This window comes from Ruegeria sp. ABD4_443, assembly GCF_056160865.1.
Genome location: NZ_JBSWYA010000009.1, coordinates 28,336 through 54,846, shown reverse-complemented (window position 1 = coordinate 54,846; position 26,511 = coordinate 28,336). Strand labels below are relative to the sequence as shown.

Sequence of the window (26,511 nt, the reverse complement as noted above, 5' to 3'; positions counted from 1 at the left end):
AAACAGACGCCCTTTTATGCCCATCATGGGTTGTCACCACGATTCGCAAAATCAACAGGTGACAACATGGATGAACTCCTAACAACACAAGAGGCGGCAAAGCTGCTGGACCAGCATCCAGTTACGCTTGCCCGCTGGCGGCAAAAGGACTTTGGCCCGAGTTTCATACAAAAGGGCCGATACGTGCGTTACAGACGCAGTGACATTGACGCGTGGTTGCAGCCCGATGAGGCCGCGTGATGCCTCACCCCAACCTCACCCAAACGTAACAGGGCGGCCTGTAACAGCCGCCCCGCCCGTCAAATCATCGACTGCTTTGGAACGCGGTTGAGGATAGCGGCAGGCGACCCGACCGTAAAGGAATTACCGAAATGAAAATCGAATGGGTGAACGACCGCCCCAATGAAGGCTACGCAGGCACCATCCGTGTCACCGTCTGGGAAGCGATACCGCGCGTCTCGTGGAAGGTGCAAGTTGAGGCTCTGGTGCAGGTACCTGGTAGCTCATATTTGCGCCCGAGCGGACATGTACTGACTGAAATGGGGCCGACAGAGGCGGGCATACGGGCCGCTGCTGTCCTGTTGTGCCAGCGCATACTGTGTGAGGTGGCGGCATGAGAGCAACCGTGCCAATCTGGGAACAAGCGCAACACGAGCGCAATTGGCTGATATTTACCGTCTTTGAACAGCGCCTTGCCGATGGCCGTATCTCGCCAAAGCGAGGCAAGTTTCCGACTATGTTTAACGCCGTGCGGTATCCCCATGCCAAAGAGAGCGCCGCCAGCTACACCTATCAACAGGTGCAGCAAATTCTCAGCATGGCAAACGTGGCGGGGATGGAAACCTGCTATGACGACAGGGTTACGGGCCTCAGCTACGGTTACCTGCCCCGCCCCGACAGCCTGCTGACATTTGCCGACTTGGACAACTGCCGCAATCCAGCCACGGGCCACATCGACCCGTGGGCGCAAGACATCATATCCCTGGATCAAACCTATGTTGAGGTGTCCACATCTGGCACGGGCCTGCGTGTCGTTATGGTGCGCGAGGAAGGCGACGCCGAGCAATCGCAAGTAGAGGCCAACGGATGCGGGTTCATGGGCAACCCCAAGCTGGCCGTCGCGCTCACGTTCAACCATCTGGACGGCTACAACGTGCAGCCTGCCCCTGCCCCGCGTATCAAACAGGCGGTACTGGCACGGCGCGGCCCTGTAACGGATGTAACGGACAGAGTTACGCACGAGGGCGACGATGACGTTCCTGCCGCTCTGGTGAAGGCGTTTCTTGAGGCACTGCCAAACGATGGACCGCCGCCGCCAGATAAACCCGACCAGCCGCGCGGTCTGAGTTATGACGACTGGCGCGATGTAGGTTTTGCCGTGTGTCAAAGTCTGGGCCACGAGGAAGGCGGCCCGCTTTTTGAGGCATGGAGTCGCAAGAGCCTCAAGTTCGACGCAAAAGCGCACGACAGAGAATGGAAGGGATTGAAACCCGACGGACGCCTGACCTTTGGCAAACTGCAATATCTGACAAAGAAGGCATACGGGGGCGTCTTGCCGCCGCATCTGGCCTCTATGATGCAGGAACGGCGATTAGCGCCCCATCTGGCCATGTTGCCGCCTGCTAGGATGCCTGTGGCGTCTGTGGCGTCCATATGGGGCGAGAATGACCCGGTGGACCTGATGCAGCCCATATTGCCGCCGAGACTGCCCGAGGAAGCCATACCAGCCGCTCTGCGCCCGCTGCTGGACGCTGAGGCCCCTGCAATGGGCGTCCCCCGCGAAATCATGTTTGCGTCTTGTATTGGGGCGACTGTGGCCGCGCTGGATGACAGGTTGCAGATTAAACCGCACGACCATCGCCCTTGGCTGGAACATCCACGCCTGTGGCTTGGCATGGTTGGTGACCCGAGTGTCAAGAAAACACCCGGCCTCAACATGGCGATGAAACCCGTTAGACGTATCGACCGCGACAACAGCGAAATCGACGGCGCGCGGCTGGCCCAGTGGGAAACTGAACGCAAGCGGCACAACACGGCCCTCAAGAAATATACCGACGGCAAAGTAGACGAACCGCCCGAGGGCTTGCCGCCAGCACATCCCGACACAAGCAAAATCCTGTTCAGCGACGTGACGACAGAAAAGCTGTCGGACGTTCTGCAATACAACCCGCGCGGCATCACGCTGGAATTCGATGAACTGTCGGGATGGCTTGGCAGTATCGACGGGCGCAACGGGACAGCCAAGAACCGTGCAGATTACCTGCGTCTCTACAATGGCGGTCTGAACAAGGTCGCCCGCGTTTCTCGTGGCGAGGTAAACGCGCCGAATTGGTCGGCGTCGATTATCGGGGGTATCCAGCCCGAGGCATTGGCCAAGGCGATGCGTGATGCGACGGACGACGGCTTGCTGCAACGGTTCTACCCGTTCTTTGCGTCACGAGCGGCACAGGCGACCAACGCTGAAACGAACCCCGCAAACGTTCACCTCTACAATGCCGTGATAAACACACTCGCCAAGGCGAAACTGGGAACCGTGCAGCTATCCCCCGAGGCAGGCACGATACTGCAAAGCTGCTGGGACGATGTGTACGCCCTTGTCAGTGGCGGAACGCTGGCGGGCCGTGTCAGTAGTCATCTGGCCAAGTTTGAGGGCGGTATCTATCGCTGGACGTTGGTGCTGCACGCCATAGAACAGGCCAGCTTTGGGCGACAGCCTGTTGACTATCAGGTTTCGGCCCATACGGCCCAAATCGTGGCAGACCTGCATTTGCGGTATTTCCTGCCCAACGTGTTTACGCTCTACGATGACGTTCTCGGCAGTGGCAGCGACAGCGAGTATGTGCGTTGGATTGCGGGTTACATCCTGAGCAAAGGTCACACGCGGCTGGCGTTGCGTAATTTGCAGCAGGACTATCGTGCGTGGCGCAGCATGGAAGACACCACAAAGCTGCGTGTGCTGCGTTACATGGAAGACTGCGGTTGGTTGACGCCCGTTGATATGAACTGGCTGTCACGCAATTGGGACGTGAACCCAGCCGTTCACACGTTGTTTGCCAAAGCTGCTGTTGTCGAAAGAGAACGTCGCGCTGCTGAGTTGGCCAAAATCAAGAGGGATGTGTCGTGTTGACAATGTTGCTCGCGTGCGCGCGATGCGTGTGCATAAAAAAAGAAGAAGAAGAAGTGTTAAAAATATATGCCCTCGACGCGCATGCTACATTGTCAACATTTTCGTAACGTTGACAGCCAATGAGACTATAAAACGCTCTATATGCAGCGTGGTGCAGCCATGACTGAGCGTAAGAGCAGGCGGCCCGAGGTGGCCATCAGAAAGAAATGGTACGGTTCTGCACGTTGGAAGAAACTGCGCAAACAGGTGTTGGCCAACTCACCAATCTGTTCAGTGTGTCACCGTGTGCCTGCGACAGCCTGCGACCATATCAATCACTCTATAACCAATCATCGGTTCTGGGACGTCAGCAATTTAAGACCAATCTGCACATCGTGTAACAGCAAGCTACGCAACGCTGCTGACAATCATGGTGATGCTGCACGCTCTGCCGCCGTCCGCTCATTGTCGAGCGGGGGGCAGTCGCCAGCACAAAGTGGACCCAATTCCACCATGCGCGGGGCAACCGAAAAAGGTATACCGCCTGTTCGTGACCGAGTTGGTGAAATTTTCAACCGCTACAAAGAAAAGAAAGGGGGGTAATATGGCCCGTCGAATTACAGCAGATAAGAGCGGACTAGCTGCCGTTCAGAACCAAACAGCCGAAACTGCGCCGTTTGAGACGCCAATCATGCCCGAAAGTCTTAATCCAGCTTACTGGGCTGAATGGGATGGCCTCATTCGTCACTTGCACAGGCAAGAAGCGTGGACGCCCGAAAAGGCCAGCGTGGTTGAGACGTATATTATCAACCTCGCTGCGATCCGTAGCGCCCAGATGCGTATGACTTTAGATGGTGGCCCCATTGGGCCAGACGGAAAGCAGCACCCAGCGTCTGCAATTATCGTGCGGCACTCAGGAGCCTTGAACAAACTGGGCGAACAACTCGGGCTTGGTAAAGGCAAGCTGTTGCCCGTCAAAAAGGACGAACCGCAAACACCTGGAAATTCGGTCTGGCAAGCCTGATGAGGTATATCCGCCCCGTAACGCCAGCCAATCCAGATTGGGCGTACGCACCAGATGCCCAGTCGCTTGTGCCTTTGCTCGACCGAGACGCCGAGACAGCGGAACGGTTCGTAACGCTGTGCGGAAAGTTTACGCTTACTCAGGGACCAGCAGCGGGGGACCGATTAGAGCAACACTGGCTGCCGTGGCAACGCGATGCTCTAAAGGCCAGCTTTCAAGTGCGCGAGTCGCTCTGGGTTCTGGGCAAGGGCAGCGGCAAATCTGTGAGCGTGGGTGCCTTTGCTCTGGGCTACGTCATGTTGTCCTCAATTCTCGGGATCAATACGCGCGGACAGGTTGTCATTATGGCTGCCAACATCGAAGGTGCAAAGATCGTGTTCAACCACATCTTAGAGGCCATTCTGGCGGATGATGAGTTGCGCCCCCTGTTCCGCAGCAATGCCCAGTCCAAGAGCCTGACGCACATTACAAGCGGTATCGTGATCCAGATTATCTCTTGCTCCATGCGTAACGCAGTGGGCCGCCGCCCTGTGTTACTGATCTTGGATGAGTTGCACGAAATGGCGCAACTGAGTGACGCCACCGCCGCGATTAATCAGCTTAGACAAGGTGGCGCGAACTGGGGCCGCGACTTCAAGGTTCTCGCCATTACCACGATGAGCATTGAGCCGCCCCAAGGTGAATTTAAGCGCCAGCTTGCTTATGCGCGATCCGTGCGAGGCGGCGACATACAAGACCCCGACTTTCTGCCCTTGCTCTACACCTTCCCGTTGAACGAGCGGCCCGACCTTGATCGGTTGGACCCATGCCAGTGGTGGCGCGGTATGCCCTCGCTGCGCACAGCCGAGCAACCCGGCACGATGGACGCCGCCGAGCTGGAACGAGAGTTGCGGCAAGCTGCTGATGCTGATGACCAAGAGTCCTTTGCCCTCACCTTGTCCCAGCGTCTGGGAATTGAGCGAAACGACAGCACGGCAAACGCTGAAAGCATCTTGCATCTGAACTGGGATAAATGCCCGCGTCTAGCGCCGTCTGGGCCGTATGATTTCACCGCCGTGGGTATAGATGCAGGCGGGCTTGATGACCCAGCCGCCGTGTGCGTAGCCAGACGCCCCAAGGCCGCCCAGCGACGGCTAGAGCTGACGGTTCATCAGTTTCTCACCAAGACGGGTTACGAGCGTGCGCCCGATAACCTGAAAGAGACTTACGACACCGCCGTAAAGAACGAAACGTTGCACATTCATGAAACGGCAGAGGCGATGCAGGCCGCCATGTTCGATTTGGTGGCCCAAGCTGGCTGTGACGTCGTGGGCGGCGATGAGCACGGCCAGACGGGCTTTGCGCAGGCGTTGCGCGAGGCCACGAGCAAGAGGTTTGAAGCCGTGCCGCAAACTTGGGTTCTGGGTGCAGCTCTGGCCAGCCTTGAGGCGCGTTTACTCGACGGCGCGGTTTCGCACAGTCATTGCCCCCTGCTGATAGCGAACGTTGACAATCTCTTGGTTGAGGAACTGGCGAACGGCAACCGACGCCTAAAAAAACGCGACAACCGTCTATCAGGCCAAGGCTACGCCAAAATCGATGGCATCATTTCGGTGATCAACGCTGTCGCCCTCATCGATGAACACGCTCACCGCGCCTTTGACCTCGGGCGGTTTATTGGATGACATGTGAATAAATCCACAAGCAGTCATAGACTGTGTTAAGACTGTTGGCGATGTTAGAAACCATATTCTATATTTTAGGAGGTGCTTTGATCCTTGTGATCTTTGCGCCCATTTTACTAGGTCTGATTTGGACTTTGGTCGCCTTTTCATTTTGGCTTTTGCATAACCTGTACCTGATCGATGGTAGAGACTCAGATATAGTACAAGGATATTTTTCTCATGGAAGATGGGTCTCCAATCAGCGTTCGCCGTCTAAGGCCGCGTGTTTGATTGCGCTGATTGGATTTGTGGCGTTTCTCATTTATTCGGGCCGCCTCTTCTAGAAAACATCAAAATTGCGGTTTCCTACCGATCACCGATGCCGCCAGTTTCACATAGTTGATGATGGCTGAAGCCGTAACGATCATGTATTTGCTCGGATGGGGCCAAATGCAAATGGTCGTATGAAACAGTTGACGATATGGTGGGTGAAGGACAATCCTAGCCATATGACCAACGATCAGAAAACACAGCCCGAACGCGTGACAAAAAAACCGTCTCGTGAAGAGGTCAAGGCAACAATAAAGCGTACGGCCAAAGACATGAAAGACGTGCTGGACCGACTGGCCGACAAGTAATGATCTATGAAGTCACGTATGATGACATTCTGCTGGTCTATTGCGAGGCCATGCGGGTGCCAGACGCCAAGCCGTATATCAAAAGCGAACACAGCATCAAAAGTGCCATAGCCCGACCGTATGCGTCCTTTGGTGGGCAGAACGTTTACCCGACACTGCATGAAAAAGCCGCCGCGCTTTTGCACGGTGTCGCCAAAGCACATGGCTTTCACGACGGCAATAAACGTGCGGCTGTGCTTGTCACCATGACCACGATCCGACTGTCTGGATACAATCTGCCGCCTGTTTCTATCGATTTTCTGGACAAGATTGTCGTGCGTCTGGTTGAGGACAGCATGTCACAGGAAGCCGCCGCATTCTGGTTTCACACAGTCATTGAATAAACGGAAGGTAAACAAGCCATGGAAGGTCTTATTGGTGGACTACTTTTTATCGTCCTAGGCGTCTTTGTTATCTGGCTTTACATCCTGCCGATCACAATGGCAGGACGACGCAACCGATCCGGTTTGATCTGGTTTTTGATTGGTTTGGTTGGATCGCCACTGCTTGCAATTCTGTTGCTGCTGGCTTTGGGTGACGCACCAGAACAACCGACGAGTTAGCGTCATTAAACCACTCAAACAGTTGACATTAATCCGCCCTGGATGTTGCTTATTGTCCACACCATGGCCGTTGGATGGTGCTGGTATCGCTTTAATAACGACGATAGCGCTGCTTTTCGAGAAAGCGTTTGCGGCTTTCAAACAATTCGATTTCTTCCTCTGTCCATTCGGGAAGGTGTGGGGAAATGTCTCTGCGATTGAGCATGCCGTTCAATTCCTCAAGACTGGCTACGGTACCCAATTTTGCCGCCAGATCGTTGCCGCTAGGAAGCGCCTTTCGATCAGTCGTATTCGATCTGGGACGGGGTGTAGGCAACTCTCGACTTGCCGAAGTCGATGATGAACGAGGGGTGATCGCTGGAGACGCTCGATTCTGCCTTGGTGGGTTGAAGGAGCGTTTCGATACTTCGGTTGGTTTTTTTATCCCGGCCAGATAGGCATCAATTGCTGCCTGCGTTCTAGCCTGTTGGTTCTCGACCTTAGCTTTTCTTCGACTGATCCGCTTCCGTACTTTGTCTGGGTTTGCAGCTTTCGATGCATCCAGCCGCTGACGACGCCTCTCACGGTTTACAGCGGGTGTAACAATCTCAAGATTTTCCGCTCGATTATCGCTCGGGTCATGGTTGATATGATCGACTTCGGCTCTTCGATCCACCCAGTGACCCAACGCGCTGGCCGCAATAATCCGGTGCAGTCCCGTAATTGTCTCACCATACGGACCCCTAAGCTGGACTATCCTATACCGTTTGCCATCGCGGTTCTCCGGACCAAGGAAGTATTCTAATTGACCGTCCTCAAGTTGTTCCAACACTTCCTCAAGCGGCGGCAGAGGCAGTTCATGCTCATATCTTTCAATGTAATCACTCTTGTTCACTGTCAAACCATCCCAGACTACGGACCGCCATTTGAGGCCACCCCACGAATGGTCTCATCACTCACCTAGGCACTCTCGGCGACTTTCCAAATAGCATACCTAAAACGCCCATGGACATTGACTAGGTATGTGATCTTGCGAGTGCTGCGTTTTCCCTATCAAAACAAGCCCGTATTGAGGGGCTAGTGTTCCTTCTTAAAGCCTATGCTGGCAAGGAATCTCTTCGAAAAAGATGCAGGTATGGCAGTGTGTGTGGGGGTGGTAGACCCAAGCCACATGGCAATTACACCTGTGGTCCAAGTCACTTTTTACGGAACCGAAAATAGTCAGTTTGGAACAATTTTTTGGCAACTATTCACAAGGTCCGTTTGAAACCGAAGCACACGTTCTGCATGATTAAATGGAAACACAAGGGACGTCATGAAACACATAAGATTTGCCGCAACGATGCTGTCTGTTGCGGTTGTTTCGGCATGTACCGAGGGAACTACAGTTGTAACAGTTCAGCAGTCCGTCGACTTAGCAGTTACAGAATTGAGAAACCAAGCAGCCAAAGTCGGTGCAAACTCTCTTCTTTCGATTGCGGCTTAATTGCTACGTGTCTCTATTTCTTTCACAAGGACCGTTTTTAGCGTGTCCATCAGTTTGGTGATTTCTTCATAGTCATCGTCGCCAAGATGACGAAATGCCCACCAAGCGTCGTAAGTTTGTTCGATGATTTTCAGACAGTTGAGCATTATTGAAGGCATGCCACTAACTTCGATGCTCCAACCTTTCGGTTCGAAATGTGAGAAATCATTGCGAATTTCGAACAGCCTTTTGAACGCGCGTTTCTGTTCCGCACTAAATTCCAAAACGCACCCAGCACGCTCAAAACGCTTGTCCTCTCGTCGTGCACGTTTCAATAGTTCATGTGGGTTTGCCAACTTTGGCTTTTTGGGCAATTCATCGTGGCTGCCGTTTTGCAAGGCATCCATGGTTGCTATTGCATCGTCTTCTGTAAGCGCTCCGACCTGCATCGTACCTGACAAATGACAAGTCAATGCGCCGTTAACAGCGCTAGCCATGGCGATAGTAGCCCATTTCCAACAGTGTATGTTGCCCGACACCACCCGTTCCATCTGATGCAGTACTTCGCTCAGCGAAATCAAAACGTCATGCGCCTCATCTGTGGAAAGGTAATTCTCGTTGTCGGTCATCGCTTTGTTGCTCCCAAATCCTGTCATGCCAAGCGACCTAAGTGCTAATTGACCGTACCGCCATCGTTATCAGCAGGTAGATAAAAAGAACCAAGAAACCGACGGCACCCATCGACCCCATCGGTTTCCTTTCTATCGGGAAGGTGACGCGGAACACGCCGTACAGGTTGAGAAGCAAAAGTCATGGCCTGATCTGCGCAGCGTGCAAGCGGATGCTTTGGAACACAGGGCAGACGTTTGCGCCGCCGCTGGGCTGATACTGGCCGAGCGAATCTTACGGGACGAATTGAAGCGGCGCGACTGACACCAGACTGACACAGTCCATTTTGCCAGTTGCCAAATTTCCGCCAAGTGATTGATACCAGTGGCGGACCGAGGAGGATTCGAACCCCCGACCCCTTGATTCGTAGTCAAGTACTCTATCCAGCTGAGCTATCGGTCCGCGTTGGTGAGGCGCTATGTAGACCCCGGATCAGGCACGCGCAAGTCGATTCTTGAAAAAACTTTCAAAAAGTCCCGTCGCCCCGCGGCAGCCTTATTTCAAAGGTGGTTCCGTCCGTTCCCGTTGACCCAAGAGCCAGGTTGCCACCGTGGCCGCGCACCAGTTCCTGCGAAATCGCCAGCCCCAGACCGGACCCGCCCTTGCGAACGCCGCCCTGGAACGGGGTAAACAGGTTTTCTTTTGCCTTGGGGGGCAAACCGGGGCCGGTATCGCGAATCTCGATGATCCAGTCGGTGTCTGTCTCGTGCCCCGAAATCACTATCTGTCCCGACATTCCCGAGGCAACCAGGGCTTGGCGCGCGTTGCGGACAAGGTTCAGAACCACCCGGAAAATCTGTTCGGGATCGGCCCGGACAACCATGTCATCGGGCACATCATTGGTGATTTCTATCGCATTTTCTCCGACGGCAAGCTGTTCGCTTCCGACGACATCCTCCGCGATATCGCGCAGGCGAACCAGGTTCAGCGTCGGCGCGGGTTCCTCGGCGCGCCCAAAGGCCAGCGTGCCCTCGCACAGTGACACGGCCCGCGTGATGGACCCGACCAGCTTGGGGGCCATGCGCCGCACCAGCGGGTCATCGCTGGATTCGATTCGGTCCGTGAACAATTGCGCCGAGGTCAGGATATTTCGCAGATCGTGACTTACCTTGGCGACCGCAGAACCAAGCTGCGCCAGTCTTTCGCGTTGTTTCAGGGCCTGGGTCAGGTCGGTCTGCAACATCTGCAAGGCTTCTTCCGCCTCGCGCAGTTCGGTCACCCGAGAGCTGGGCGTGATAATCCCGCGGGCATCTTCGGGGGCGCTGGCATAGCGTTGCATATAGCCCACGACGCCCTTGATCGGGCGCACCAGGACGACACGCACGGCCAAAAACAGAAAGAACGCCGTGATGATGGAGATCACGAAAGACAGCCCAAGGATGCGCAGACCGTAATCCGTCATCGCCATGCGCAGCGGCCCGCTGTCCATGGTGACCTCGATCAGCAGCCCGGCGCCCTTGACCGGTTCGCCGATCACGCGGATCACCTCGTTCTCGGCGGTAAAGAAGCGCCGCATTGCATCGCGGATCAAAACCCAAGGCCCCGCGTCCCGCAGGTCAAAGGTTTCCGCAACGGCGCTGGGAATGGGCGATGACAGCATCAGTTGGCGCACTTCATCGCGGCGCAGGACAACGTTGAAAACACCGGCATTCGACAGCAGCTCGGCCTCAAGGTCTTCGGCGAGCATGTCATCGGCCAGCAGCGCAAGCGAGGCAATCTGCGCGCGTTCCAGCCGGTTCAACAGGAAATCTTCGCGGAAACGCGCAATAGAAGGCACGAATATCAGGATCTCGGCCAACATGACGAAGACCGTCGTCAGGATCAGAAAACGACCGGACAGCGAATTCAAGTGGCGCTCCTCTTCAGGTCAGGGCAGCCATCTCTGGACAAACCTGACCACCCGTTTAACCGTTTGATTCTCAAAAAGCCTTGGCGAGAAATAGGCTCCCGCCACGCGTTTGTTAAGCTCTCCGAACGTGGGATAGGGCGAAACCATCGCCGCGATCTGGCTCATCTTCAGGTTATTGGCCAAGGCAAGCGACCACAAGTTGATCAATTCGCCCGCCCGGTGCCCGACGATCGTAGCGCCGACGGGGCGGCCTTTGACAACCATCACCTTGATGAACCCCTTGGTTTTCCGCGCCGTAACAGCGCGGTCATTATGGGCATAGTCGAACCGGGCGATTTCCAGTGCCTGCCCGTGCCGCTTGCGCGCCTGTGCCTCGGTCAGGCCGACCTGGGCCAATTCGGGATCGGTATACGTGGCCCAGGGGATATGGGCAGTCTTAACCTTGGAACGCAGCCCGAAAAGGGCCGAGCGGATTATGATCCCGGCGTGGTATCCGGCAACATGGGTGAATTGCAGGCCCCCGGCCACGTCCCCAATCGCATAGACGCGACGATTGGACGTGCGCAGCGATGCATCGACCTTGATACCTGACGGCGTAACGTCGATTCCGGCCGCCGAAAGGTTCAGCCTGTCGGTATTGGCCTTGCGCCCGGCGGCCAGCAGCAGATGAGACCCCGCGTGGATCTCTCCGTTCTCTGTCACGACCTCAACCGCGCCCGCATGACTGCGGATCTGGGCCACCATGGCCTGCTCGTGTATCGCGACGCCCTCGGCCCGCAAATTGTCCAGCACGACAGCCGCCGCCTCGGGGTCTTCCTTGCCTAGCGCCTGTTGGCCTTCGATCACCGTCACCTTGCAGCCCAGCCGAATATGGGCCTGCGCCATTTCCATCCCGATGGGGCCACCGCCGATGATCAGCAGGTGTTCGGGCTTGTCGCGCAGGTCGAATATGTTTTCGTTGGTATAATAAGGCACCTGATCCAACCCCGGCAAAGAGGGCACAAGGGGCGAAGAGCCTGTTGCCAAAACGACCCGGCGCGCGGTGATCAGAAAAGCACCGGCCTGCACCTGCGTAGCAGAGACAAAGCGGCCAAGCTCGCGGATCACCTTCACCCCGAAGCCTTCAAAGCGGTCCTGGCTGTCCATGGGTTCGATCTGCGCGATCACGTCATGCACATGGTCCTTGGCTGCGGCATAGTCGACCCGGGGAACAACGTCCGCCACGCCAAAGGCCGAGGCATGCGCCTGCGCATAGGCCGCATTGGCGCTGGCGATCAGGGCCTTTGACGGAATGCAGCCGAAATTCAGGCAATCGCCCCCCATCCTGTGCCCTTCCAGCAGCACCACATCCGCGCCCATCTGTGCGGCCCCCGCCGCGACCGACAGCCCGCCCGACCCGGCACCTATGACCAGGATATCCGTTTTCAGCTCTTTCATGGATCAGGCGTCCTTTTTGCCGCGCAGGGCTTTGATCAGAATTGGCAAGGCCGCCAAGACGCACAGCCCGATGATCGGGCCGATCACGAACGGCTCCCACAGCAGCGACAGGTCGGGGGTTTCACCACGGTCGAACACGCCACCCAGGCCAACGCCGATCCAGGTATAGACGATACCACCGGGAATGATGCCCAGCACAGTTGTGACAAGAAAGTTGCGGAACCTCACGCCCACCAGCGCAGGCAGCAGGTTGGCCACGAAAAAAGGCACAACCGGCACAAGACGCAGCAGGAACAGGACCGGGATTTCATTGTCCCGCAACCCGTCCTTGAGCTTCTTCAGGGTTCCGTCTGACGCTTCCAGCCGCGCTGTCAGCGTTTCGCCCAGCCCCCACCGCGCCGCCAGAAAGATGGCCGATGCCCCGACAGTTGCGGCGAATACATTGAAAAGGGTTCCGGCCAGCAGTCCAAACAAAAACCCGCCGGTCATCGAGGCCACTGCCGCGCCCGGCAGCGAAAAGGCCACGATCACGACATACAGGCTTACAAATACTCCGGCCAACGCCCAGTAATTGGCGTCTCGCCAGGCCAACAGGGCCTCGCGGTTGTCGCGCAACGTCTCGAACGAAAGTAAATCGCCAAGGGTGAAAAAACCCGCAACTGCGATCGTAAGTATCACCAGCAACGGAATATGCCGCGCAATCCGGTTGCGCGGTGCCTGGGTCGTATCGCTCATCAGCATGTCCGATTTCGTTCGCTTCATTGCGCACCTAACATGCGACACCAGACCCTGTCGCAACAGTACCCTCACGCTGCGTTGATATGCGCGGCCCGTAACGTGAATATTATGCCCGCCAATCCGGGCAATTTGAAACCTTTTGCCGCGTTGGGTTACAGAATTGTTGCAAATGGCGGCGAAACCCCCACCTTGGGGTTTGACTTACCCCCCCCGACCCAGTAGAGGACGGGCTTCGAACAATAGGGCCAGGCGAATCTGCGCCGCACCCGACCGCTATAGATTGGAGACGGAGCGATGAAACGCACCTATCAGCCTTCGAACCTGGTTCGCAAACGCCGCCACGGTTTCCGCGCGCGCATGGCCACCAAGGCCGGTCGCAAAATCCTGAACGCACGCCGCGCCCGCGGCCGCAAGTCGCTGAGCGCGTAAACCGCTCGACCTTTCAGGTTATGAACATGACGCCGCCGGAGGCCCCTCGTGGATGGTAAGAACCAGCCCGGGGAATCGCCCCCGGCGGCGTCCGTTTGCGCGCCTGAAGCCCTGCCCGCATCCCTGAGCGTGCTGCAAAAGCGCGCTGATTTCCTTAAGGCTGCGCGGGCGCGCAGGCAAGGCACGGCCTCGATGATGATCCAGGCCAGAAAGCGCGCGCCGGACGAGGCGTCCGGCATTCGCGTCGGGTTCACCTGTTCCAAGAAGGTCGGCAATGCCGTGGCCCGCAACCGCGCCAAACGCCGCCTGCGCGAAGCCGCACGGGCCGTGCTGCCGGTCAAGGGCCAGGACGGCTGGGACTATGTGCTGATCGGACGGGCCGAAGTCACGGCCGCGCGCCCCTACAAGGCGCTGCTGGACGATCTGTCCTATGCGCTGCGCAAAGTGCACAGCGCGCGAAAATGACTTTGCTTTCGCATATCATTGCCCTGCCCGTTCGGGCCTATCGGTTGCTGTTCAGCCCCTGGGTCGGGTTCAATTGCCGGTACCAGCCGACATGCTCCGCCTATGCGCTGGAAGCGTTGGAAAAGCACGGGCCGATCAAGGGCAGTTGGCTCGCCGCGCGGCGGATTGGCCGGTGCCACCCATGGGGCGGCGATGGCTATGACCCGGTGCCGGACCGGCAGGACAGCGATGACCGCTCGGCGTAACCTGCCCTTGCCTGACGTGATGCATCGACATCTCGCGCGTGGAGACACCGGCCCTTGGATGTATGGCCCTGCCTTTGCAGACGGCGGCGCGGGTCGCTGGCGGACACCTTGCTGACCCCGCCTGGGCTGACCCGCCCTCTTGCCCGGACGAACCAAACACGCTAGGGCCAGCGCATGTTCGATGACACTGACGATATCCATCCGCTTTTTGCCGGTGCGCCCTCGACCACCGAGTTCAAGAAGCTGCGCAAACGCATTGTGCGTCAGACCCGCGAAGCGATCGAACATTACGGCATGGTGCAGCCATCAGACCACGACAAGGCGGGCAAACCCGCACGCTGGTTGGTCTGCCTGTCGGGTGGCAAGGACAGCTACACGCTGCTGGCCGTTCTGTATGAGCTGAAATGGCGCGGCCTGTTGCCCGTCGATCTTCTGGCCTGCAACCTGGACCAGGGTCAACCCGGATTTCCGGCCACGGTGCTGCCCGAATTCCTGGAACGCATGGAGGTTCCCCATCGGATCGAATATCAGGACACCTATTCGGTCGTGATGGACAAGGTTCCCCAAGGGCGCACCTATTGCGCGCTGTGTTCGCGGCTGCGGCGCGGGAACCTGTACCGGATCGCGCGCGAGGAAGGATGCTCGGCCGTGGTTCTGGGCCATCACCGGGATGATATCCTGGAAACGTTTTTCATGAACCTGTTCCATGGTGGTCGGCTGGCGACAATGCCACCGAAACTGGTTAACGAAGAAGGCGACCTGTTCGTGTTCCGCCCGCTGGCCCATGTCGCCGAGGCCGATTGCGGGAAATTCGCGAAGGCCATGCGCTATCCGATTATTCCCTGCGATCTGTGCGGCAGCCAGGACGGGTTGCAGCGCCAGCAGGTCAAGCAGATACTGGATCAGTGGGAACGCAATTCACCCGGCCGGCGACAGGTGATGTTCCGGGCGCTGACAAATGCGCGCCCCTCGCATCTGTTGGACAAGAACCTGTTTGATTTTAGTAGTCTTGTTCTGAACGATCCCGAAAAAAACGACGAATCCGACGGGATTCCCCGCCTGCGTTAACAACTGACTCAGACTGGTCCCCTACGGTTTAGGTGCGCATACCGCGCCCGAAACAGAAAACCGTAGCCGATGCCAGACAAATTTCCGATTGCACGTATCCAAAACGCCGTCCGCGCCATGTTCGCGGGCCCCCAGGTCCTTGCCTTTGTGCCCGCCATCTGCCTGGCCGCATTCTGGCTGGGCGGTGAAAAGGCCCTGGTGGCCGCCGCACTTGGTGTACCGCTGGCATCTGCGCTGGCCAGGCGTCCGGGGAACTGGGCCGACAGGGAACAGGCAAATGCCGGACATCCAAGAGGTGTGGTAGCCAACGACGTTTTCCTGGCTGAATTGGACCGGATAAATGCATCCGCCGAAAGCAGCGGCAAAAACACCGCCTGTTTCATCGTGGCGCTGGATGACATGGCCGAGGTTCTGGATCAGCACGGGCAACTGGCGGTCGATATTCTGGCAGACCAGTTCCGCAATCGCATCCTCGGCGTGATCCGCAGAGAGGATATTGTCACACAGCTGGGCACAGGCAGGTTCCACATCGCGCTCGCACCCTCTTTGCAGCTGGACCTGGAGACATGTATCCAGATGGCCGGGCGCATCCAGGCAACGGTTGAAGAACCTATCTTGCTGAACGGAGCCGGGGTCTATGCGTCCTGCTCGATCGGGTTTTGCCAGAACACGGCGCTGACAAACGCAAGCGCTTCGGACTGGCTGGACGCCGCAACCGACGCGTTGCTGGACGCGCAAAATGCCGGGCCATCGACCATCAGGGCCTATTCGGGTGAAATCCGGCGCAGGTCCCTGGTGCGCACCAACCTGCGGCAAGAGTTTCAGGATGCCCTTCACCGCGGTCAGATCCGTCCCTGGTTCCAACCTCAGATTTCAACGGATACCGGCCAGATCACCGGGTTTGAAGCCCTGGCCAGATGGGACCATCCCGACAAGGGCATTCTTGGGCCGCAAGTCTTTTTGACATTCGCCGAACAGGCGAACCTGCTGGGGCAATTGGGTCAGGCAATACGGCATCACGCCTTCAAGGCCGTGCAGGCCTGGGACCTGGCCGGGGCAGATATCCCGCGGGTGGGGGTGAACTTCTCGTCAGACGAATTGCGCGATCCGGGACTGATCGACCGCCTGAAGTGGGAGCTTGACAGCTTTGACCTGAACCCAGACCGGCTTGCGGTCGAGATTTTGGAAACCGTATTCTCAAGGCGGCCCGATGATATCATCACCCGGAACGTCACAGCGCTGTCGCAGCTGGGCTGTTGTATCGACCTGGATGATTTCGGCACCGGCCATGCCTCGATCGCCGCAATCAAACGGTTCGATGTCTCGCGGATCAAAATCGACCGGACCTTTGTTGCCAGGTCGGACCGCGACGCCAGCCAGCAACAGCTTGTCAGCGCCATTTTGACCATGGCGGAACGTCTGAATGTCGAATCTCTGGCCGAGGGTGTCGAAACCCCGGGTGAACACGCCTTGATGGCCCAACTTGGCAGCACCCATGTCCAGGGGTTTGGAATTGGGCGACCAATGCCGTTCGAGGAAACTCTGGATTGGATTGCCGCGCACAAAAGCAAAGTGCACGATACCCCCGAAATCGGGCGCGGAGCCGGCTGAATCTGAAGAGTTTGTACAATCCACGGCCATTTCAGGGTGAATTCGCGGGCGATTCCGCTTGACCTTTGGGCCTGCACTCTGTTGAACCCACCGGTGTCTTTCACTGCTCAAGGTGGCTGTCCCAGATGGACGATCAAAACAAGAATCTCATTCTCGCAACCGCGCTCAGCTTTCTGGTGATCCTTGTTTGGTTTGTGCTTTTCCCGCCGCCCGAGCAGACCGAAACACTGGAACAGGCCGCAATCACCGAAGCCGAGAACGATGGCGTCCAGACCCCCAGCGCGACCGGAACCGTTGCCGAGACAACGACCGAGGCCGAAGAGGCCTTGCCCGACGCGCAGGCCCCGCGGGTCGAGATTGACACACCCCGCCTGTCCGGCAGCCTGTCGCTGTCCGGTGGTCGGATCGATGAGCTGTTTTTGAAAGACTACAAAGTCTCGATCGAAGAAGGCGCGCCGATTGTCGAGCTTTTGGCGCCGGTCGGATCGGATTCGGCCTATTACGCACTATACGGCTGGGCCCCCGGCGCCGGTGTCGCTGCCGAAGATGTCCCCGGCCCCAACACTATGTGGCGTGTGGAACAAGGTGAAACACTGGGCGTGGACAGCCCGGTCACGCTGGCATGGGACAATGGCAGCGGGCTGACGTTCCGCCGCACGATTGCGGTTGACCAGGACTATATGTTCACGGTCACGCAATCGGTTGAAAACGCCACCCAGTCCGAAGTGGGCATGGCACCTTATGGCATTCTTGCCCGCCACGGCATCGGTGAAGACGGCGACCTGCCGGGCCTGAAGAACTTTTTCATCCTGCACGAAGGCGTCATCGGAATGGCCGACGGCACCCTGTCCGAGGTCGATTATGGCGACGTGCGTGATCTGGATATCGACCCCGACGAACGCGCGCAGGCCGAAGTCTATCAGGTCAAGCAGGATGGCTGGATCGGATTCACCGACCATTACTGGATGACAACGCTGATCCCGGAACCCGGTTCGGCCTTCAAGGCAGCCGCCAAATACGACGCGCGGCGCAAGATTTACCAGACCGAAACAGTCCTGCCGACCCTGACAGTCGCGCCGGGCGAAAACGCCGAGGTCACGACGCGCCTGTTTGCCGGGGCCAAGGAATGGGAAACCATTCGTGAATACCAGGCCGAAGGCGTGCAGAAATTCATCGACAGCATCGACTGGGGCTGGTTCTTCTTCCTGACCAAGCCGATCTTCTGGCTGCTGCACAACATCAACGCACTGATCGGCAACATGGGCTGGTCGATTATCGGGTTGACCCTGATCATCAAGGCGATCCTGTTCCCGCTGGCCTTCAAATCCTATGTCTCGATGGCGAAGATGAAGGAGTTGCAGCCGCAGATGGAGGCCCTGAAAGAGGCCGCTGGCGACGACCGGCAAAAGATGCAGCAGGGCATGATGGAGCTGTACAAGAAGGAAAAGGTGAACCCCGCCGCAGGCTGTTTGCCGATCCTGATGCAGATCCCGATCTTTTTCTCGCTGTACAAGGTGATCTTTGTCACCATCGAACTGCGCCAAGCGCCCTGGTTCGGACCGTTCCGTGACCTCAGCGCGCCTGATCCGACCTCGATCATGAACTTTTTCGGGTGGCTTCCCTGGGCAGGCCCCGAACCCGGATCGCTGATGGCCACCATCTTTATCGGCATCCTGCCGCTGCTGCTGGGTATTTCCATGTGGCTGCAGCAGAAACTGAACCCGGCACCCACCGATGCGACACAGGCGATGATCTTTGCCTGGATGCCTTGGGTATTCATGTTCATGCTGGGCAGCTTTGCCAGCGGGCTGGTCGTGTACTGGATTGCGAACAACACCATTACGTTCACGCAGCAATACCTGATCATGCGCAGCCAGGGATACACGCCGGATGTGTTTGGCAATATCAAATCCGGGTTCAAGAAAACCCCGAAAACGGATGACAAATGATCGGGTCGATCACCGACATCTGGAGGCATCCGATCAAAAGCCACGGGCGCGAGCGGCTTGATGATGTAACCTTGACCCCCGGGCAGACCATGCCCGGGGATCGCGTTTGGGCCGTCGCGCATGAGGCATCCAAGGCAGACGGCACGCGCTGGGTTCCCTGCGCGAATTTCAGCCGCGGCGCCAAAGCGCCGCAACTTATGGCTATTTCGGCCCGGATGGAGGGCGGACAGGTCACCCTGAGCCACCCGCAGCGCCCGGATCTCAGCTTTGACCCCGACACGCAGCAGGATGCGTTTCTGGACTGGGTCAGCCCGCTGATGCCAGCAGACCGCGCCGCTTCGGCCCGCATCATCCGGGTGCCCGGACGCGGCATGACCGACAGCCCGTTCCCGTCCATCAGCCTGTGCAACCGCGCCTCGCACCGCGCGGTCGAGCAAAAGCTGGGGCGCGATCTGTCCACCTGTCGCTGGCGCGGAAACCTCTGGATCGACGAGTTTCCCCTGTGGGAAGAATTCGATTGGATCAATCGTGACCTGCGGATTGGCCAGACGGTGCTGCGCGTCAAGGAACGCATCACCCGCTGTCTTGCCACAACCGCGAACCCCGAAACCGGAGAACGCGACGCAGATACGCTGGGCGCCCTGGCCCATTGGGACCACCAGGATTTCGGCGTTTATGCCGAGGTGCTTCGGGGCGGGACAATCAACGTCGGAGACGAGGTTCAATTGGTATGACCAGCCTTCCCTTCCCCCTGGCCGCAGAGCCTGACGCAGTCTCGTCCGAGGCCGGGCGCAAACTGTTCGCCGGACCATCGGAATTTGTCAAAGGCGTCGTGGCGATGGATGGCCTGCCTGCGCCTGACCGGATCGAAGTCTGCTTTGCCGGGCGATCAAACGTCGGCAAATCCAGCCTGATCAACGCATTGACGGGAACCAAGGGCTTGGCCCGTGCTTCGAACACGCCGGGTCGGACGCAGGAGATCAACTATTTCACCCAAGGCCCAGACCTGTATCTGGTCGACCTGCCCGGCTATGGCTATGCCAACGCCCCACTGGCGGTTGTTGAAAAATGGCAAAAGCTTCTGAAACGGTACCTGAGCGGCCGTCAGACATTGCGCCGGGCCTTTGTGTTGATCGATGCGCGGCACGGGGTAAAATCCGTCGATGCCGAGATCATGAAGCTTTTGGATACAAGCGCGGTCACCTTCCAATGCGTTCTGACCAAGGCGGACAAGGTCAAGGCAAAAGACCGCGAAAAGGTGCTGGAACAGGTGCGCGCCGCGCTGTCCAAACACCCTGCCGCCTTTCCCGAGATCGTTCTGACATCGTCTGAAAAGGGCGACGGCATTCCAACCCTGCGGTCCATCATCGCCGGGCTTGAATGACCTGGGGCACCAAAATTCTGGGCCTACTGGCGGTTCTGGCCGTGTTGATGTCCGGAACCATCCCGCAAGGATGGATGCCTGCAAGCAGTAGCGGCGGAAAGATCCTTTTGGTGCTGTGTACCGGCGACGGGACCGTCGAACAGTGGATTGATCCAAGTTCCGGCGAACCGGTGCACAACGACGCGGATGAACGGCCAGCCTGCCCCTTCGCCGGTCTGGGATCGGATGTGCTGCTTGCCGTGGTCGGGCACGCCCTGCCCATGACCGCCCCAATGCGACCGCGCTGGTCTCAGCGTGATTTTACCCATCGCAGCGCCGGGTTTCACGCCCGGTATGACGCAAGGGCGCCCCCTTTGACCTCCTGATTCACGTCCTCACGAAACACGCCTGCGCATCAACCGCGCGGGCCAATACTGAATCCGGAGTTTACAATGAATACGATAGACCAACCCGCAGGGTCCGCCCCTGCGCGCGGCACGGCTGCGCAGAAATTCTATTTTGCCGCATGGCGATGGCACTTTTACGCCGGGATTTTCGTGATCCCTTTTCTGATCATTCTGGCTGTTACCGGTATGATGATGATGCTGATCACCCAGGTCGACGGTCGGGATGGCGAGAAGATCGCCGTGGCGGTCGAGGGCACGGCCCTGCCGGTGTCGCAGCAGGCCGAGATCGCACTGACCCAGGTTCCCGGCACCGTTGTCGAATGGATTGGCCCAAAGGCCGATGACCTGGCCACCGTGTTCCGCATCAAGACCGACGCGGGGCAGCGCATGGTTGCGGTTGATCCCTATGCCGGCAACGTCCTGACAAGCTGGAGCCGCCGCGATGGCTGGTACGATCTGGCGGACAATATCCACTCGACCCTGTTGATCGGGACCACCGGCGACCGGCTTCTGGAAATTGCCGCCGGGCTTGGGTTGTTGCTGGTGTTCACCGGCCTTTACATGTGGTGGCCGCGCGGAAATACCGTTGCGGCGCTGATCCCTGATCTGCGGGCCCGGGGACGGGCCTTGTGGAAGTCGCTGCACGCAGTAACCGGTTTCTGGATGTCGCTGCTGATGATTGTCTTCCTGATTTCCGGCCTGTCCTGGACTGGCGTCTGGGGCGGCATGTTCGTTCAGGCCTGGAGCAGCTTTCCGGCGGAAAAATGGGACAACGTACCCCTGTCCGACGAAACCCATGCCAGCATGAACCACGGCCATCAGAACGACGTGCCCTGGGCGCTGGAACAGACCCCGATGCCCGCGTCCGGGTCTCTGGCCGGGCATCAGGGCGTCCCCACGGGCACAGCCGTCGATATCGACGCGATCGTAGCCCTTGGTACGGCGCTGGATATGTCCGGGCGGTTTCGGGTGGCCTATCCCAGTGGCGAAACCGGGGTATGGACATTGAACCGCGACAGCATGAGCGGGGATTCAACCGACCCAGTCAACGACCGCACCGTTCACGTCGACCAGTTTTCGGGCCGGATTTTGGCGGATGTCCGTTATCAGGACTATTCGGCAATGGGCAAGGCGATGGCGCTTGGCGTGCCGCTGCATATGGGGCTGATGGGCGTTTGGAACTTTGTCCTGAACCTTGTGTTCTGCCTGTCGGTCATCTTTGTGTGCATCTCTGGCGTGATCATGTGGGTGAAACGGCGCCCGGCGGGGGCCAGCAGGCTGGCCGCTCCGCCCATGCCTGCGGAAATGCCCCTGTGGAAGGGCGCAACATTGATCGGGCTGTTCACCGCGATGGCCTTTCCGCTGGTCGGCCTGACCCTTTTGGCCGTTCTGGTGCTTGACCTCGTTCTGCTCAGCAACGTGCCCGCCATGAAGCGGTTGATGAGCTGACCAATCCGGGCCGCACCGCGCAATCGGTGCGGCCCATTGGTGATCCGGTCTTGGCAGCGATGGCCAAAGGTCCTAACACGGTACGCCAGAGGGACGTCAGACATGAAGAAACGAGACATGAACCGGGATTGGATTGCTACAGCCGCAACATTGAACAGCGCCCTGCCTTATCTGCAGCGTTATGATGGCGCAATCGTCGTCATCAAGCTGGGCGGTCACGCGATGGGCAGCGACGAAGCGATGGAGAGCTTTGCCCGCGACGTCGTCTTGATGCGCCAGGTTGGGGTGAACCCCGTGATCGTCCATGGCGGCGGACCGATGATCAACGCGATGCTGGACAAGCTGGAAATCAAGTCCGATTTCGTCAATGGCAAGCGCGTCACGGACCAGGCCACGGTCGAGGTAGTCGAAATGGTTCTGTCCGGTCTGGTAAACAAACGCATAGTAGCGGCCATCAACGGACAGGGCGGCACCGCGGTGGGTTTGTCCGGCAAGGACGCAAACCTGATGGTCTGTGACCAGACCGATTCCTCGTTGGGGTTTGTCGGAACGCCCGGCGACATGAACCCCAAGATTTTGCACGACCTTTTTGCCCATGATGTCATTCCGGTGATTGCGCCGCTGGGGGCCGGTCGGGATGGCGAAACCTTCAACGTGAACGGTGACACGGCTGCCGGGGCGATTGCCTCGGCGCTCAAGGCGGATCGCCTGTTGCTGCTGACCGACGTGTCGGGCGTCAAGAATGCCGCCGGCGACGTGGTAACCGAACTGAAAGCTGGCCAGATCCGCGAGATGACCCGCGAGGGTACCATCGCAGGCGGCATGATCCCCAAAACCGAAACCGCGCTGGATGCGCTGCACAGCGGTGTTCGCGCCGTGGTCATTCTGGATGGCCGCGCGCCAAATGCAGTTTTGTTGGAACTGTTTACCGAACATGGTGCCGGGTCCCTGATCAGACCGGACTAAGGCGATGACGCGCAGAGGCAACATGGCACAACCTTCGCGGACCTCTGCTGAAACATCCGCGCCAGACTATGACCGCGTCGAAACCGAGGCCCGGAATGCCGGGCTGATGATCATGGGTGCCCTGCATCCGCGCAGCAAGGATGCCAAACTTCTGACCGCGGGCACCCTTGTCCTGTTGGGCGCGGGCCGGGATTTCTGGCCTGTTCTGAAATCCTCGCCCGAATGGGGTGGTGACGATCCGGTGGACCGATGGTCATCCCGCGTGATCGGGCACATGGCCCTTTATCTGGGCGCAAAGGCGTATTTCCCCTTTGGCGGCCCGCCCTATGTGCCCTTCATTGATTGGGCCCTTAAATCCGGTCGCACATTCAGCAGCCCGGTCGGCGCGTTGGTGCACGATACGGTGGGCATGATGATCTCATTCCGTGGCGCGTTGCATTTCCCGCAGGAATTCGCCGTTCCGAAGGGTGCGGGGCAATCGCCTTGTACGACGTGCGCGGCGCCTTGTGCCCGGACCTGCCCCGTCGGCGCGCTGAACAGCCAGGGGCTTTATGACGTCGGTTCCTGTCACGACCACCTGTCAACCCGCGCGGGTCAGGACTGCATGACCCAAGGCTGCCTGGCGCGCCTGTCCTGCCCGCTCAGCACCGGTGCGGGGCGGACAGCTGAACAATCTGCCCACCACATGAAAGCGTTTCAACCGTCATGACGAGAACCCTGATCCTGACCCGCCACGCGAAATCCAGCTGGAACAGCCTTGTGCTTGGCGATCACGCACGGCCCCTGAACAACCGGGGGCGCAGCTCTGCCCCGGCAATTGCCGCCTGGCTGCGGGGAAACGGCTGGTTGCCGGACGAAGTTCTAAGCTCGGACGCGACGCGAACCCGCGAGACCTGGGACCGAATGGGCTTGCAGGCCGCCAAGCTCCGCTTTGACCGCGGGCTTTACCTTGCTGATCCGGACAGGATGCTGACCGAACTGACCGGGGCGACAGGGCAAACCGTCCTGATGCTGGGGCATAACCCCGGTATCGCGGCCTTTGCCAACCGTATCGTGCGAAAACCACCGGACCACGCCCGGTTCCGCGACTATCCGACCTGCGCAACAACCGTGATCCGCTTTGATATCGAGGATTGGTCAGAGATCGCCCGGCACAGCGGCGATGTGCTGGGTTTTGTCATCCCGCGCGAATTGCCCCAATAAAAAAGGCGGGGACCGGCCCCGCCTTTTCGCAGCTTTGATTTGGGTTCAGTGCCCCAGGATCTGGCTGAGGAACAGCTTGGTGCGTTCGCTTTGTGGGTTGTTGAAGAACTCTTCAGGTTCGTTCTGTTCAACAACCTGACCGGCATCCATAAAGATCACGCGGTTGGCGACCTGACGGGCAAAACCCATTTCGTGCGTCACACACAGCATGGTCATGCCTTCCTCGGCCAGTTCGATCATGGTGTCCAGCACCTCTTTGATCATCTCAGGGTCCAGCGCCGATGTCGGTTCATCAAACAACATGATCCGCGGCATCATGCACAGCGAGCGGGCAATCGCCACACGCTGCTGCTGACCACCCGAAAGCTGGCCGGGATATTTCAGCGCCTGATCCGGGATCTTCACCTTTTCCAGGAAATGCATCGCACGCTCTTCGGCCTCTTTCTTGGGCGTCTTGCGCACCCAGATCGGGGCCAGCGTGCAGTTCTCCAGAATGGTCAGATGCGGAAACAGGTTGAAGTGCTGGAACACCATGCCAACCTCGGACCGGATCTTGTCGATGTTCTTGAGGTCGTTGGACAGCTCGGTCCCGTCCACCACGATCCTGCCCTGCTGATGTTCCTCCAGCGCATTCAGGCAGCGGATCAGGGTCGACTTACCGGAACCAGAAGGCCCCGCGATCACGATCCGCTCGCCCTGATTGACGGTCAGGTTGATGTCGCGCAGAACGTGAAAGGACCCGTACCACTTGTTCATGTTGGTGATTTCGATGGCGACCTCGTCGCTCACCTGCATTTTCGAGCGGTCGATTTCGCGGTCAATTGCAAGTTCAGACATGTGTTGAACTCCTTAACGGTGGCCAGTCTGAAGCTTGCGCTCCAGGTACATGGAATAACGGGACATGGAAAAGCAGACGACGAAGAACAGCACGCCGATAAAGGCAAACAGTTCCCAGTAGACGCCGTTCCAGGCGGTATCGGCGCGGATGCCATTGGTCAGGCCGATCACGTCGAACAGACCGATGATCGAGACCAGCGTGGTATCCTTGAAGATGCCGATAAACGTGCTGACAATGCCCGGAATCGAGATTTTCAGCGCCTGCGGCATGATGATCAGCCGCTGCGCCTGCCAGTAATTCAGGCCCAGACTGTCGGCCCCTTCGTACTGGCCCCTTGGCAGGGCTGCCAGACCGCCCCGGATCACCTCGGCCATATAGGCGGCCGAGAACAGGGTCATCATGATCATCACCCGCAGGATGATGTCAAAATTGGTGCCCGGCGGCAGGAACAGGTTCAGCAGCAGCGACGCCACGAACAGCAAAGTGATCAGCGGCACGCCCCGGATGAACTCGATAAAGCCCACGCACAGGTATTTGACGATCAGCAGGTCGGACTGACGGCCCAGCGCCAGCACGATACCGATCGGCAACGAGACACCGATGGCGACCACGCCCAGCAGGATCGCCAGCATAAAGCCCCCAAAATCGCGGCTTTGAACCGGTTCGATACCAAGCGGGATTGCTGAATTGATCACGCCAGCCACCGGACCTGCGGCAAACAACCACCAGAGAAGCGGGACAACAATCGCCAGAATCAGCGCCGTCAATGAACCCGCTGCGGAAATCACCAGCTTGTACACGATGTACCCGATGGCGAACCCAGCAGCGACCATCAGTGGCCCCCAGACGGACCCGCCCCACATCAGCCAAGGCAGCAGAAAGGGATAGGCCGCCGTAACATACAGCAACTTACGCGGTGCCTTGGGGAACAAGACCGGCGCAATTGCCACAAGCAACAGGACAAAGGTCAGGTTCGGCCTGAAATAGGCGGGCCAGCTGCCGGTTTCAGGCGGGTTCGACCATGTGGCATCCGGATGCGCCGGATAAGGCGGATAGAAACCGTACAGCAATTGCAGCCACCGGTCCTTGATCACACCCCAGCACGCATGGCCGTGGGTGTCGCCCCAGGTGGCCATCATGATCTCGCGGCATTCCGACAGGGAATTGGCGTTCCAAACGGATTCGAACGTCCATGCCAGGATGTTCGACAGCACATAGTAGATGAAGAAAAGCGAGATCAGGGTCAGGATCGAGTTCAACCAGCTTGAGAACAGATTGTGCCTGATCCAGCCCAATATGCCCACTTCTGACGCGGGTGGTGCCTGTTCCGGCAACATTTCCGTGCGGACAAATGAAACATCACTCATA

Annotated in this window: 26 protein-coding genes, 1 tRNA gene and 1 pseudogene; 20 read left to right on the top strand and 8 right to left on the bottom strand. The window is 58.3% G+C overall.

Annotated features, from left to right (window positions below):
* Positions 1–66 precede the first annotated feature (66 nt).
* The 7 genes from ACXAG8_RS15830 to ACXAG8_RS15800 all read left to right on the top strand — a co-directional run bounded on the left by ACXAG8_RS15830 (position 67) and on the right by ACXAG8_RS15800 (position 7,013).
* Positions 67–240 carry a helix-turn-helix domain-containing protein gene (locus ACXAG8_RS15830; RefSeq protein ID WP_475228498.1) on the top strand — a complete coding sequence of 58 codons (174 nt, stop codon included), beginning with the start codon at positions 67–69 and terminating at the stop codon, positions 238–240.
* 373 nt (positions 241–613) lie between these two features.
* Complete coding sequence (locus ACXAG8_RS15825; protein ID WP_475228491.1) at positions 614–3,127, top strand: DUF3987 domain-containing protein; 2,514 nt, start codon at positions 614–616, stop codon at positions 3,125–3,127.
* Positions 3,128–3,710: 583 nt separating this feature from the next.
* A complete protein-coding gene (locus ACXAG8_RS15820; RefSeq protein ID WP_475228486.1) occupies positions 3,711–4,130 on the top strand; it encodes a P27 family phage terminase small subunit in 420 nt (139 codons plus the stop codon).
* Entirely contained in the window at positions 4,130–5,794 is a 1,665-nt protein-coding gene (locus tag ACXAG8_RS15815; protein WP_475228481.1) for a terminase TerL endonuclease subunit, read from the top strand. Before ACXAG8_RS15820 ends, ACXAG8_RS15815 begins: the two co-directional genes overlap by 1 nt.
* Positions 5,795–6,237: 443 nt before the next feature.
* Positions 6,238–6,411 (top strand): hypothetical protein, encoded by a 174-nt coding sequence (locus tag ACXAG8_RS15810; protein ID WP_475228474.1) that lies wholly within the window; start codon positions 6,238–6,240, stop codon positions 6,409–6,411.
* On the top strand, positions 6,411–6,794 hold the full coding sequence (locus ACXAG8_RS15805) for a type II toxin-antitoxin system death-on-curing family toxin (RefSeq protein WP_475228469.1): 384 nt from the start codon (positions 6,411–6,413) through the stop codon (positions 6,792–6,794). The genes ACXAG8_RS15810 and ACXAG8_RS15805 overlap by 1 nt, the downstream gene beginning before the upstream one ends.
* An 18-nt stretch (positions 6,795–6,812) precedes the next feature.
* A complete protein-coding gene (locus ACXAG8_RS15800) occupies positions 6,813–7,013 on the top strand; it encodes a hypothetical protein (protein WP_475228463.1) in 201 nt (66 codons plus the stop codon).
* A 91-nt stretch (positions 7,014–7,104) separates the two neighbouring features.
* Here the strand turns inward: ACXAG8_RS15800 and ACXAG8_RS15795 are convergent, their stop codons facing one another.
* The 6 genes from ACXAG8_RS15795 to ACXAG8_RS15770 form a co-directional block, all read right to left on the bottom strand.
* Positions 7,105–7,887 (bottom strand): HNH endonuclease signature motif containing protein, encoded by a 783-nt coding sequence (locus tag ACXAG8_RS15795; RefSeq protein ID WP_475228457.1) that lies wholly within the window; start codon positions 7,885–7,887, stop codon positions 7,105–7,107.
* 587 nt (positions 7,888–8,474) lie between these two features.
* Positions 8,475–9,086, bottom strand: a complete 612-nt coding sequence (locus tag ACXAG8_RS15790; RefSeq protein WP_475228453.1) for a hypothetical protein — start codon at positions 9,084–9,086, stop codon at positions 8,475–8,477.
* 365 nt (positions 9,087–9,451) lie between these two features.
* Positions 9,452–9,528, bottom strand: a tRNA-Arg gene (locus ACXAG8_RS15785).
* Between the two features lie 64 nt (positions 9,529–9,592).
* Positions 9,593–10,927 (bottom strand): ATP-binding protein, encoded by a 1,335-nt coding sequence (locus tag ACXAG8_RS15780; RefSeq protein ID WP_475228886.1) that lies wholly within the window; start codon positions 10,925–10,927, stop codon positions 9,593–9,595.
* A 66-nt stretch (positions 10,928–10,993) separates the two neighbouring features.
* A complete protein-coding gene (locus ACXAG8_RS15775) occupies positions 10,994–12,412 on the bottom strand; it encodes a dihydrolipoyl dehydrogenase family protein (protein WP_475228448.1) in 1,419 nt (472 codons plus the stop codon).
* A 3-nt stretch (positions 12,413–12,415) separates the two neighbouring features.
* The gene (locus tag ACXAG8_RS15770; protein ID WP_475228878.1) at positions 12,416–13,147 is read right to left on the bottom strand and encodes a TVP38/TMEM64 family protein; all 732 of its coding nucleotides are present in this window, start codon (positions 13,145–13,147) and stop codon (positions 12,416–12,418) included.
* Positions 13,148–13,444: 297 nt separating this feature from the next.
* Here ACXAG8_RS15770 and rpmH point away from each other — a divergent pair, with 297 nt between their 5' ends.
* From rpmH to ACXAG8_RS15705, 13 genes and pseudogenes are all read left to right on the top strand, one after another.
* A complete protein-coding gene (rpmH, locus tag ACXAG8_RS15765; RefSeq protein WP_005980833.1) occupies positions 13,445–13,579 on the top strand; it encodes a 50S ribosomal protein L34 in 135 nt (44 codons plus the stop codon).
* A gap of 26 nt (positions 13,580–13,605) precedes the next feature.
* Positions 13,606–14,044, top strand: a pseudogene (gene rnpA / locus ACXAG8_RS15760) (ribonuclease P protein component).
* Complete coding sequence (gene yidD / locus ACXAG8_RS15755) at positions 14,041–14,289, top strand: membrane protein insertion efficiency factor YidD (protein ID WP_475228443.1); 249 nt, start codon at positions 14,041–14,043, stop codon at positions 14,287–14,289. The pseudogene rnpA and the gene yidD overlap by 4 nt, the downstream one beginning before the upstream one ends.
* Positions 14,290–14,463: 174 nt before the next feature.
* A complete protein-coding gene (gene ttcA, locus ACXAG8_RS15750; RefSeq protein WP_475228439.1) occupies positions 14,464–15,357 on the top strand; it encodes a tRNA 2-thiocytidine(32) synthetase TtcA in 894 nt (297 codons plus the stop codon).
* Between the two features lie 117 nt (positions 15,358–15,474).
* Positions 15,475–16,968, top strand: coding sequence for an EAL domain-containing protein (locus ACXAG8_RS15745; protein ID WP_475228433.1), 1,494 nt, complete (start codon positions 15,475–15,477; stop codon positions 16,966–16,968).
* Positions 16,969–17,093: 125 nt separating this feature from the next.
* Complete coding sequence (gene yidC, locus ACXAG8_RS15740; RefSeq protein WP_475228430.1) at positions 17,094–18,917, top strand: membrane protein insertase YidC; 1,824 nt, start codon at positions 17,094–17,096, stop codon at positions 18,915–18,917.
* On the top strand, positions 18,914–19,651 hold the full coding sequence (locus ACXAG8_RS15735) for an MOSC domain-containing protein (protein ID WP_475228423.1): 738 nt from the start codon (positions 18,914–18,916) through the stop codon (positions 19,649–19,651). The genes yidC and ACXAG8_RS15735 overlap by 4 nt, the downstream gene beginning before the upstream one ends.
* Complete coding sequence (gene yihA, locus ACXAG8_RS15730; protein ID WP_475228417.1) at positions 19,648–20,301, top strand: ribosome biogenesis GTP-binding protein YihA/YsxC; 654 nt, start codon at positions 19,648–19,650, stop codon at positions 20,299–20,301. The genes ACXAG8_RS15735 and yihA overlap by 4 nt, the downstream gene beginning before the upstream one ends.
* Positions 20,298–20,666, top strand: coding sequence for a DUF2946 family protein (locus tag ACXAG8_RS15725; RefSeq protein ID WP_475228412.1), 369 nt, complete (start codon positions 20,298–20,300; stop codon positions 20,664–20,666). The genes yihA and ACXAG8_RS15725 overlap by 4 nt, the downstream gene beginning before the upstream one ends.
* 66 nt (positions 20,667–20,732) lie before the next feature.
* Entirely contained in the window at positions 20,733–22,136 is a 1,404-nt protein-coding gene (locus ACXAG8_RS15720; RefSeq protein ID WP_475228405.1) for a PepSY-associated TM helix domain-containing protein, read from the top strand.
* A gap of 102 nt (positions 22,137–22,238) precedes the next feature.
* Positions 22,239–23,102: an acetylglutamate kinase gene (argB, locus tag ACXAG8_RS15715; protein WP_475228400.1), complete on the top strand. Its 864-nt coding sequence runs from the start codon at positions 22,239–22,241 to the stop codon at positions 23,100–23,102.
* Between the two features lie 22 nt (positions 23,103–23,124).
* Positions 23,125–23,811: a ferredoxin gene (locus tag ACXAG8_RS15710; RefSeq protein ID WP_475228393.1), complete on the top strand. Its 687-nt coding sequence runs from the start codon at positions 23,125–23,127 to the stop codon at positions 23,809–23,811.
* Positions 23,808–24,305: a SixA phosphatase family protein gene (locus tag ACXAG8_RS15705; RefSeq protein ID WP_475228388.1), complete on the top strand. Its 498-nt coding sequence runs from the start codon at positions 23,808–23,810 to the stop codon at positions 24,303–24,305. Before ACXAG8_RS15710 ends, ACXAG8_RS15705 begins: the two co-directional genes overlap by 4 nt.
* 45 nt (positions 24,306–24,350) lie before the next feature.
* Here the strand turns inward: ACXAG8_RS15705 and ACXAG8_RS15700 are convergent, their stop codons facing one another.
* Together ACXAG8_RS15700 and ACXAG8_RS15695 are read right to left on the bottom strand one after the other, a co-directional pair.
* Complete coding sequence (locus ACXAG8_RS15700; protein ID WP_475228381.1) at positions 24,351–25,142, bottom strand: amino acid ABC transporter ATP-binding protein; 792 nt, start codon at positions 25,140–25,142, stop codon at positions 24,351–24,353.
* A gap of 12 nt (positions 25,143–25,154) precedes the next feature.
* A complete protein-coding gene (locus tag ACXAG8_RS15695; RefSeq protein WP_475228374.1) occupies positions 25,155–26,510 on the bottom strand; it encodes an amino acid ABC transporter permease in 1,356 nt (451 codons plus the stop codon).
* Position 26,511: the final 1 nt, after the last annotated feature.